Below are 9,307 nucleotides of genomic sequence, written 5' to 3'. Positions count from 1 at the left end.
GAGGCCCTGCCTTCATGCGCGTACAACGGGAAGATCACTCGGGCGGGAAGCCTGTTCGAGCCACACGTTCCATGATCGGTTGAGATACGGCTTCTTAGCACGTACAACTGCCCCAAACCATCGGCCTTGAACTACACCGGAGTTGTGTGCCCGCCGGTGGCAACGACCTGGTCAGCCTCTGGGCGCGGCGAACAACGTGTCGACTGCCACATGGCAACTGGGTTATCAGGGGGTGGCGGTGGGAGTGCCTACGGATGCGTATGCGGCGTGAAGTCATTGAACGGAATCTCCTCATCGAGCACTTCTCCGCCATTCGTTGGACGCGACGGCGCGTTTCCGGCGCTGCTCCAAAATCCATCCCACCGATGCTGTCGCCCTGGCATGCCCGCCTGAACGCGCGAGCTGACCAGGCGACCTGCATGATCACGCTATTTGGTGTGCAGAGTTATAGGACACCGGGATAGCTCTCAATGGTGCCACCAGTGGCGGTTTCGTGGAAGGACAGCACCCGTGTACGCCGCCTCCTTGGTGGCCCGGAGGCAGCATTTCTGGGGAGCCTGCAAAGCGCGGCGCACGTTGACGCTGGTCAGCGGTCGGGCCCGGTGATCAAGCCGGTGAATCAGCGTGCATGACTCGCGATCTTGGTGGGACGCGCAGTGTCACTGGGGGGAGGCTTTTCCGCGCAGCAGGGGAGCTGCAGCGGACGACCCTCACCGGGCCCGAAGATGGCACTGGGGTCGATACCACGCAGCATCGCGCCGCCGGCGCCATTGATCTCCCGATCACGGGCGTCAGCCGCCCGTCACGCATGCGTGACGCCGGACGTGTGCACGCGGGTCCTGGGGATGCGGCGGGGTGGCTCATGCGGTCCCCTGAAGAGGGGGCCGAAAGGATTCGGACGGGACACACCGCCGCGGTGAACGGTATTGCAATCACCCCGGACGGAGCCCGTGCGGTCACCGCCTCCGAGGACCGGACCGCCATGGTGTGGGATCTGGCCCGTGGTCAGTGCCTGTACACGCTGACCGGACACATCGGCGCGGTGGATAGCGTGGTTGTCGCCCAAGACGGCCCCGCCATCACCGCCTCCGAGGACGGCACGTTCCGTGTGTGGGACATTGCCCGCGGTGAGTGCCTACAGACCATCAACGGACACTCTCAGAGCGTACTCGCGTATGGGGTCACGCCGGACCGTACGCATGCCATCACTGCCTACCAGGATGGTCCCATCCTGGCATGGGACCTGTCCTCGGGTAGACAGACGCTGCGTTTCGCCGCCCACAGTGCCATTCGGTGCATTGCACTGACCGTCGGCACCCCTCCTAAGGTGCTCTGCGGCACTGAAGGAGGGGACGTTCTCTGCCTCGAAATCGAAAGGGAAAGGTGGGCCGGGACGGAAGGGCGGCTCTGATTTCTCAATGGAAAGGCACTCCGCTGCGCGCGAGTTCAAATCCTCTCGCCGCAGAACAACGTAGGGATCAGTTAGACGGACAGGGTCAACACGCAGGGGGCGACGGGGCCGGGCAGCCCGAGGACCTCACCCACGTTCTGCCAGCCCCAGGACGAGAAGGCGGCTTGTCCTGCCCGGTCGGCAGGACGCAGCAGGGTGACCCCGAGGGAGGAGTGCAGGTCTGTGAGCAGACGCTGTTGCAGGCGGCGGGCGATATCGCGGTGCTGAGCGTGCGGATGGGCCACGACCTGGGTGAGGACGACGAACCGTGCGCGGGAGGTGAGCCGCTGGACGATCTCCTGGAGTGTTCCGTCGAACTCCCGGCGGCCGGAGCCGCCAGGGCCCACAGGAAAACCGAAGGCACAACCAACCAGCACCGTCGTCTCGGCGACCAGCAGGGCGAAGCCGGGGCGGTGGGCAGTGACCGCCAGGCGGCGCAGGAAGTCTCCACGGTCGTGGTATGGCTCGCCGGGGGTGCCCGCGACAGACTCCGCAGCCAGGTCCGCGATGTCCTCGCGCATGTCTTCGGCCTGCCAGCGGGTCAGCCGGCGAAGGCGAATAGCGTCCTTGAGGACCGGCTGATCCGGCCGACAAGCGGGGTCCTCGGGCGCCCGCGTCGCGGTACTCATGAGGTCGCCGAGCGCGGCGGGCGGCACGGCACTCACTGGGGCCGTAAGGAGCAGCGAAGTCGATCCGGTGGCATCGAGGAGCCGGGTGATCTGCGCGCACGGATGGTGCAGCCGCAGGCGAGCGTGTACCCGGCCGGCGCGCCGTGATGCCGACAGGAGGACGTCCAAGCCCCTGGCGTCGCAGGAGCCGACCGTGGTCAGGTCGATGTCGATCACGGTGACACCGTCCAGCAGACACTGCTCCACTGCGGCCCGCAGCAGCGGCGTCGTGGCCGGCTCGATGTCACCGGCAAGCGTGACGAGCGTCCGCTCTCCTCGGTTCCGCCGATGGATGTCCAGCCGGGAAAAGGCCATCACGCTTCCCCTCGGCCAAGGAGTGGGCCAGCGCGGGTACTCAGCGCGGCCCCAGCCATGATGAGTTTGCGTGGAGTTGCTCCGACCGCGGCGGACATGATGCCGACCCGTCTCCGCGCCGACCACTGGGGCGGCCCGGATTCGTCTCTCGCCGAGGACGACCCGGCGTGGTAGCCGGAGTGCGTGATGCCCTCGGTACTTCAACTGTACGTCGGCCGCAACCGGAAGCGGCGAACCCGTCCGCCGGACGGCTCAGCACGACCTTCCAGGAAAGACCAGATCAGCGGGGCTCCACTCTACTTCCGAACGGCGCGCCCACCATGCGGTTCCCCCGGTTCCCCGAACTTCGGCACTGGTATCGGATGCGTCTCCGCTGGAACGCGGACCAGCCGGACGGGGTGCCGCCACACGACAGGGCGTCTGAAGGATCGGGCCGGAGCGTTTGACGATCTCGGCTTCCTCGATGGAAGGCAGCGTGAACGGAGAAACCTCGCGCTACGCTGAAGGACGGCAGCTGACCTGCAAGAATCCGCTCGGCTTCACCCTCGGGGCATAGGGGGCGAGAGCCCGCTTCGCCGGTAAGGCACTCCGCTGCGTACGAGTTCGAAACCTCAACTGCTCCGTCGCTCAACCTGCGTTGATTCAGTCAGGCGTCCCCAAGCTGCTCCCACGAGAGGGCTCTCGGGGGCCGCCAGGGGACACGCAGGGGACGGAAGGACCCGGAAGGATCAGGAAGGCCGACGCAGAGCCAGAATGGCAAAGTGTCTCTGACCTGCCGTTATAGGAAGATCGAGGCAAGAGCGCGGATGGATCGGAAGATCCGAAAAGGACTCATAATCCGTCGGCCGTGGGTTCGAGTCCCACCCGCCCCACCCAGTGACCCCCGGCAGAATCGTTCTGACCTGGGGAAACGTGTTTTATGGGGTCATTTTGCGTGTGGCGAACGTGAGTCTTCGCGCGTCGAAGGTGAGCCTTGTGCGGCTGTGACCTGGGCTTTTGCATGTTCGCGCCTATGGGAGCGTCAAGGGCGGTTCTGCGGTCGCTGAGAGGCCTGCGGCTCGGCGGTCGGGTCATGCTTGCCTCCGTGCGCGATGGGCTGCCCCCGGGGATGTTGGCGATGTAGATTGGTTATGTACATCACATACTCGCGGTGAGAGGTGGCCGGTATGTCTGTGACCCAGATCGATCTCGATGACGAGGCGCTGGCCGAGGCGATGAGACTGATGGGCGTCTCGACGAAGAAGGAGACCGTCAACGGGGCGCTGCGGGACTACGTGGCGCGCGTCAAGCGGCTGGAGGCCGCCGAGAAGTTGGCTGCGCGGGGTGAGCGGGGAGAGTTCGATGCTGCGGTTGCGGCGCATACCGCTGCCAAGCGTGCTCGGCGGGCAGCTTTCGAGTGATCACGTACCTCCTCGACACGTCCGCCCTGTGGCATCTCTTTCGCACGCCGGGGGCGTTGAGGCTCTGGGAAGGGCACATCGCCGCCGGCGTGTTCCACGTCTGTGAGCCCACGAGGGTGGAGTTCCTCCATTCGGCCACGAGCCCGGTCCACCGCGACGAGTTGGCCGAAGAGCTGGATGCTCTCTGCAGGTTCTCGTCGGTCCCCAAGAACGCGTGGCGCTGGGTCGACACCGCGCAGTACAAGCTCACCCAGCGCGGGCAGCACCGCGCCGCCGGAGCCATCGACCTCCTGCTGTGCGCGACAGCGGTCCATCACGGCCACACGGTGCTGCACGTGGACAACGACTTCGCCACAGTGGCGGCGGTCCTCAAGGAAGTGCAGCAGCGAGACGTACGCGCCTGACTGCCGTCATCCAGCAGCTCAGCGTGAGGAATCTTCAGCGTTGCCCCTCGAGGTGAGGATGGCTCGGACGGCTCACGGGAACTGGTGGGGCTGATACGGGACCGCGACTTCGCCTCCACCCGCCTGGTCCGCGCATGGACGGCCACCGGTGCCGAGGTGCGCGTTCGGGTCAAGGCCAACCGGCGCCTGCCCGCGGACCGGATACCGTCGGACGGCTCCTGGCTCAGCCACATCCAGGCTCGGGAGGACAAGAAGGGCGGGCTCCGGCCGGGTGGTGGTCCGTGTGATCCGCTACCGGCTGGACGACCCCGGCTGTCCCGGTGAGGACGACTACCGGCTGATCACCACTCTCCTGGACCCCCGTCAGGCGCCCGCCGCCGAACTCGCCGCCCTCCACCCCCAGCGGTGGGAGTGCGAGACGGTCCTCGACGAGCTCAAGACCCATCAGCGCGGCGCGAAGAGCGTGGTCCTGGCCGGCACGCCCCCTGACGGCATCCACCAGGAGATCTACGCCCACCTGCTGGTCCACCACGCCTTACGCGCTGATGGCCCAGGCCGCCGCAGGGGCCGCACCACCGGCCGACAGTGACCGGCTGTCCTTCACCACCGCCCTGCGGGCAGCCCGCCGCACCGTCACCTGCACACCCGGCACTTTCCCTGACCTGCTGGAACGGGCTTGGCGGCACTTCGACACCGAGGTCCGCGAACGGCTCCTGCCCCCAAGACGACCACGCGGCCGGCCCCGCGTCGTCAAACGCAAGACGTCCAACTACAAGGCCAGGACCAGCCGCCACCGCGACTGGCCCCAGCCCACCCGGCCTCCACACGAGGCCATCGTGATCCAACCACCGTAAATCAACGGCATTGCGCCTGGCCCGCCCATCGCCGCGGCGAAGCGCGGCGGCGGGCGGAACGACCGGTCAGGCGACGGTCAGGCGGCGCAGCCGTACTTCTTGGCGAGGTTGGTGGCGGCTTCCCGCACCACGGCCGCGCTGTTGCGGATCGCGGTGTCCCGGTCGACGAGGCCCTTCTCCTCCGCCTGCGAGGCTTCGCTGAGCCGCACGATGATGTACGGAGCGGTCGAGCCCATGCGGGCGGCGCAGCCGGAAGGCAACGTGGCCTTGGCCTCGTCGGGGAGCGCCCATCCGGTGAATCCGGGGCCGAGGGGGACGGAGTGCTTCTTGTGGCCGGGGGCGCCCCGGGTGTCCGCGATGACCAGTTTGAAGCTTCCGCGGGAGTGGTCGTTGTCCGGGTTGGCGCGCAGCACGTGGCACGCCTTGAACACCGCGACGTCGCCCTTTCCCTTGCTCTCCCACTCCTCCGCGCTGACCTCGCCCCCTTTGCCGTCGTCGATCAGCTCCGCCGTCTGCCGGCTGAGCGTCCCGTGACACAGGGTCTGCGGCAGCGGCGGCTTCTTCTCGTCGTCGGGCCACAAGCTCGCCGTCACGATGGCCACCCCGGCGACGCCGAGCACGACGGTCAGCGGCAGCCACTTCTTGTCCATCGGTTACTGCCCCATTTCGCTGTCGGCGTCGCCCATGCCGGTCCGGTGCCACTGCCGAATGAGCGGCTGAAGGTGGTCCTCGTACTCGCTGGGACTCGCGTCCAGCTCCTCTTCCGAGAGCCCGCGCTTCGTAGCCATCCCGCGCAGCATGCCGTACATCTGCTTCTGGCCCTCGTCGTAATGCTTGATCATGTTTTCGCGGGTCTTGGCGTCGACCTTGGCGTTGTCGTTGTTCAGGGAATCGCTCAGGCCCCAGTCCACCGACCGCTGGACCCCGTCGCCGATGATCGGGATGGGAGTCAGCAGTCCGCCGACGACGTGGTAGTTGACCATCTTCTTCCAGTTGTTGGCGTCCTTCTCCGCCTGACCCAGGTCGAAGATGACGTCGCCGCGCACGCCGTCGAGCTGACCGAGCACCGACGCGGACTGCTTGACCCAGGCCCGCAGCTCGGCGTCCTCCTTGCGGAAGGACTCCGCCTGGAAGCGCTCCAACCCCTCACCGGTGACCACGGTCTGCGAGGCGTGGATGATCTTGTAGGCGTTGGGGTCCTCCGCTGTGCCGCGGATGAGCCGGGTGAGGTCGCCCCGATCGATCTCGAGCTGGTTGAAGGTGGTGGGACCGTCCATCTCCTTGCCGAGGATCTGGTGCACGTCGGAGCCGTAGTCGGCGATCATGTCGGCCATGGGCAGGCGCATGGAGACGGGGACGGGGCTCTGGTTCCCATAATGGTCCTCGCCGGTGTACTCCTGGACGACCCGATTGAAGATCGCGGTCTCGGCGCCGTCGTGGTGGGCGGGCACCGGGTGCAGCGGTGAACCGGGTACGCGGCCGGTGGCCGCGGACTCGAGCGCGAGGCCGAGCTCGGCGCGGGCCGAGGTGTACTGCGTCTCGACCGGCATCTTGCTCTCGACGTCGCCACCGGGCCACTTCCGGTCTTCCAGGAAGTACTTGAGGTTGTCCGTGGTGTTCGGGTCGAAGTAGTGCGTGGCGGCGGAGGGGTTGCGGCTCATGGCGTTCATCAGACCCTTCATCGGGTCCTCCTGCGTGCCCTGCCAGTTCTTCATGACGCCGTCGTAGGCGTCTTCGTTGTTCGTCTCCCACTCACGGATCGAGTCGGCCACCTCGGTCAGGAAGGCCTCGCTGTACACCGGGTCGCCCGCGTCCTTGTTCCAAGGCGCGGATTTCTCCTTGGGGTCCTTGTTCGGGTCGTACACCTCGTCGTTGCTGGTGTCCGCGGCCATCAGGTCCGTGAGGTCCTTCAGGCTCGCCCTTCCGCCCTCGATGTATCCGGGGTGCTGGTTGGAGAGGCCGTTGCCGTCGCGGGCCGTGGTGATGAGCTTGTCGGTCCAGGCCGAGGTGACGCCACCGGGCGAGCCGATCGAGGAGTCGGGGCCGGTGGCGGTGGCGAGCGAGCCGGACAGGGCCTTGTACAGGCGGGCGTCGGCGGCGGAGAGCTGGCCGTCGCGGCCGCCCGTCTCCAGGCTGCCGGCGAGCAGCAGTACGGCATCCTGCTGGTCGCGGCCCCGGTAGCTGAGGTTCGTCATCAGCTGCTCGGCGAAGGCCGGCGAGTCCTTGCCGCCCTCGGCCAGCTGGAGGAGCTTCTCGCGCTCCTCGTCGTCGAGGTGCTCCCAGCGGGCGTAGAGCTTGGCGGCTTCGCGGCCGTTCTCGGCCTGCTGCTGCTCCTCCGCGCGCATCTTCTTGGCGTCGGCGACTCCGCCGAGGTCGGTGCTGCCGAAGTCGTTGGGGTGGTTCTTGATCAGGGCGCGCAGGCCCCAGGCGCAGAGCTCATCGGCTTCGTTCGCCCGTTTCAGAATGCCGTCGATCTTGTCGCGCAGCGCGTCGAGCTGTGCCTGGGTGGCCACGGGTTCGGTGCTGTCCGCTGACCTTTTGTCAGGATGTGTTTTATGGCTGAGGACGCCGTCGGGGTAGATGGTGATACCCGGCGGGGGGTTGTCAACCGTGTGCTTGAGGTCGTCCTGAGCCGACTTGAAAAGGGTGTAGGCGTCCTTGAGGAGGTCACGTACGGACTCGGCCTCGGTGACGGCGTCACCGAATTCCTTGGCGGTCTTGGTGACGAACTCCTTGGTGACGGTGGCGTTCGCACCCTTCCAGCTGGACTTGTCCGCCTTGGTCTTCATGGCGGTCGCGTCGGTCTGGAGGGGCGAGGTCAGCTTGCCGATCATCTCGGTCCACTGGGTCACCGCGGTGTCGAGCGGGGCGAGTCTGGCAGCGAGGAGCTGCTGGAAAGTGGGCATGTCGGCGGCTCCTTACCGGAAGTACTTGCTGATCTGCGAGGCGGGGACGGCCTCGTCCGCTCCTGGGGCGACGGGACCGACGATGCGCAGCTGCGTCTCGACCCACTCGTCGTCGGCCTTTTTCGAGGCCTTCGTGTAGTCGAGGTGGTTGGAGATATGGGCGCACGCCTGAAGGAGGGTCTTCACCTGCGTCTCCCAGGTCTCGATCACTTCCGTGAACGCCGCGCCGGTGTCGAACCCGTCGCCCTTGAGGCTCGTGCCAGCGGCCGCGCTCGCCGCCTTCGCGTGCTTACCGGTCGACTCGAGGCCGTTGAACAGGTCGAAGGCGGCGTGGCCGATGTCCCCCAGTTCGTCGTCCGAGACCACGTAGTCGGCCGACCCCTTCGCCGCCCCGGAACCGCCGGTGCCGCCGGCCTGGTTCAACCTCATCGAGGCGGCGGCCTTCAGCTCGCCCCATTCCTCTTCGAACGACATGATCCACACCCCGTGTATCGATAGCGATCCAGCTTGCGCGCCACGATAGCTTGATCAAACGATTCGCCATCAACGGTTCGTTGACTTCCTGGGAAGGCGCTGAGCTCCGTTGAGGTGAGAAGCCGTGTCTCAGCCGCACATGATCTATTGATTTCTGCTGGTCAGGCATGGTTTCGCTTGGAGTGAGGGAGGCGTGCGGCGTCTTGCGTCCGCTTCATGGGCGAGGGGTGAGATGGGCAAGCCGCGGACGGCCGAGGCGGTCTTTCTGGTGGCCGTCGGCGGGCCGCTCACCAGCCTTGTCGTCGGCGCGGCGGCGCCCGGGGTGAGCGTCGGGCTGAATGCGCTTGTTCGGCTGGGCGGTGCCGACGGCCGCCCGAGCAGGCGCGGCATACGGATCCTCGTCGCCGACGGCCGGCTCCTGGTCGGCATCATCACCGCACGTGACATCGCCGGCCTCGTCCAGCGCCACTCACTCCACGGTACGAACAACGGTCTGAGCAACGACACGGAGACGTGATGAGCCCTCCAAGGCTGAAGGCCGGCGATCAGGTGGTCGTCAACCGGCAGGGCCCCACTCCGGCCACGAGTGCCAGGACGAGCGCTCCCCATGCTGCCGTGGCCCGTCCGAAATCACCGTTGTCCCTTCTTGGGCGCGGTGGGCGTGGCGCAGTGGTGAGCCGCGGCGGAGCGTTCGGCGAAGACCTTCAGTACGGAGAGCTCGTACGCCCGGTCGGCGTCCGACCTCTTGGCCTTGTCGTCGTACGGGATGAGCGTGAAGAGGGCGGGTTCGCGGCTGCTGGGGCAGGTGGCGGTGGTCCAGTAGCTGCCGTTGCTGA

Annotated in this window: 10 protein-coding genes and 1 pseudogene; 6 read left to right on the top strand and 5 right to left on the bottom strand. The window is 66.9% G+C overall.

The features are described from left to right. The first annotated feature begins 628 nt into the window (after positions 1–628). A complete protein-coding gene (locus ABT342_RS37430) occupies positions 629–1,411 on the top strand; it encodes a WD40 repeat domain-containing protein (RefSeq protein WP_351583862.1) in 783 nt (260 codons plus the stop codon). A 71-nt stretch (positions 1,412–1,482) separates the two neighbouring features. Here ABT342_RS37430 and ABT342_RS37425 read toward each other — a convergent pair whose 3' ends face one another. Next, on the bottom strand, positions 1,483–2,433 hold the full coding sequence (locus ABT342_RS37425) for an STAS domain-containing protein (protein WP_351583859.1): 951 nt from the start codon (positions 2,431–2,433) through the stop codon (positions 1,483–1,485). A 1,166-nt stretch (positions 2,434–3,599) separates the two neighbouring features. Between ABT342_RS37425 and ABT342_RS37420 the strand changes: the two genes are divergently transcribed. The 4 genes from ABT342_RS37420 to ABT342_RS37405 all read left to right on the top strand — a co-directional run bounded on the left by ABT342_RS37420 (position 3,600) and on the right by ABT342_RS37405 (position 5,091). Continuing rightward, positions 3,600–3,833 (top strand): type II toxin-antitoxin system VapB family antitoxin, encoded by a 234-nt coding sequence (locus ABT342_RS37420; protein ID WP_351583856.1) that lies wholly within the window; start codon positions 3,600–3,602, stop codon positions 3,831–3,833. Next, positions 3,830–4,237 carry a PIN domain nuclease gene (locus ABT342_RS37415; protein ID WP_351583853.1) on the top strand — a complete coding sequence of 136 codons (408 nt, stop codon included), beginning with the start codon at positions 3,830–3,832 and terminating at the stop codon, positions 4,235–4,237. Before ABT342_RS37420 ends, ABT342_RS37415 begins: the two co-directional genes overlap by 4 nt. 283 nt (positions 4,238–4,520) lie before the next feature. Further along, positions 4,521–4,826, top strand: coding sequence for a hypothetical protein (locus tag ABT342_RS37410; protein WP_351583850.1), 306 nt, complete (start codon positions 4,521–4,523; stop codon positions 4,824–4,826). Further along, on the top strand, positions 4,783–5,091 hold the full coding sequence (locus tag ABT342_RS37405) for a hypothetical protein (protein ID WP_351583847.1): 309 nt from the start codon (positions 4,783–4,785) through the stop codon (positions 5,089–5,091). The genes ABT342_RS37410 and ABT342_RS37405 overlap by 44 nt, the downstream gene beginning before the upstream one ends. Before the next feature lie 77 nt (positions 5,092–5,168). Here ABT342_RS37405 and ABT342_RS37400 read toward each other — a convergent pair whose 3' ends face one another. From ABT342_RS37400 to ABT342_RS37390, 3 genes are read right to left on the bottom strand one after another with little or no spacing between them, the layout of a single operon-like run. Then, the gene (locus tag ABT342_RS37400; RefSeq protein WP_351583844.1) at positions 5,169–5,741 is read right to left on the bottom strand and encodes a hypothetical protein; all 573 of its coding nucleotides are present in this window, start codon (positions 5,739–5,741) and stop codon (positions 5,169–5,171) included. A gap of 3 nt (positions 5,742–5,744) precedes the next feature. Beyond that, a complete protein-coding gene (locus tag ABT342_RS37395) occupies positions 5,745–7,997 on the bottom strand; it encodes a DUF6571 family protein (RefSeq protein WP_351583841.1) in 2,253 nt (750 codons plus the stop codon). Positions 7,998–8,009: 12 nt separating this feature from the next. Continuing rightward, positions 8,010–8,471, bottom strand: coding sequence for a hypothetical protein (locus ABT342_RS37390; RefSeq protein ID WP_351583838.1), 462 nt, complete (start codon positions 8,469–8,471; stop codon positions 8,010–8,012). A gap of 232 nt (positions 8,472–8,703) precedes the next feature. Between ABT342_RS37390 and ABT342_RS37385 the strand changes: the two genes are divergently transcribed. Then, positions 8,704–8,988, top strand: a complete 285-nt coding sequence (locus ABT342_RS37385; protein ID WP_351583835.1) for a hypothetical protein — start codon at positions 8,704–8,706, stop codon at positions 8,986–8,988. Between the two features lie 113 nt (positions 8,989–9,101). Here ABT342_RS37385 and ABT342_RS37380 read toward each other — a convergent pair. Further along, positions 9,102–9,307: pseudogene (locus ABT342_RS37380) on the bottom strand (hypothetical protein); the annotation flags it as partial.

The organism is Streptomyces sp. NPDC000410, assembly GCF_040300305.1.
Taxonomy (GTDB): Bacteria; Actinomycetota; Actinomycetes; order Streptomycetales; family Streptomycetaceae; genus Streptomyces.
This window is presented reverse-complemented; position numbering and strand designations above follow the sequence as displayed.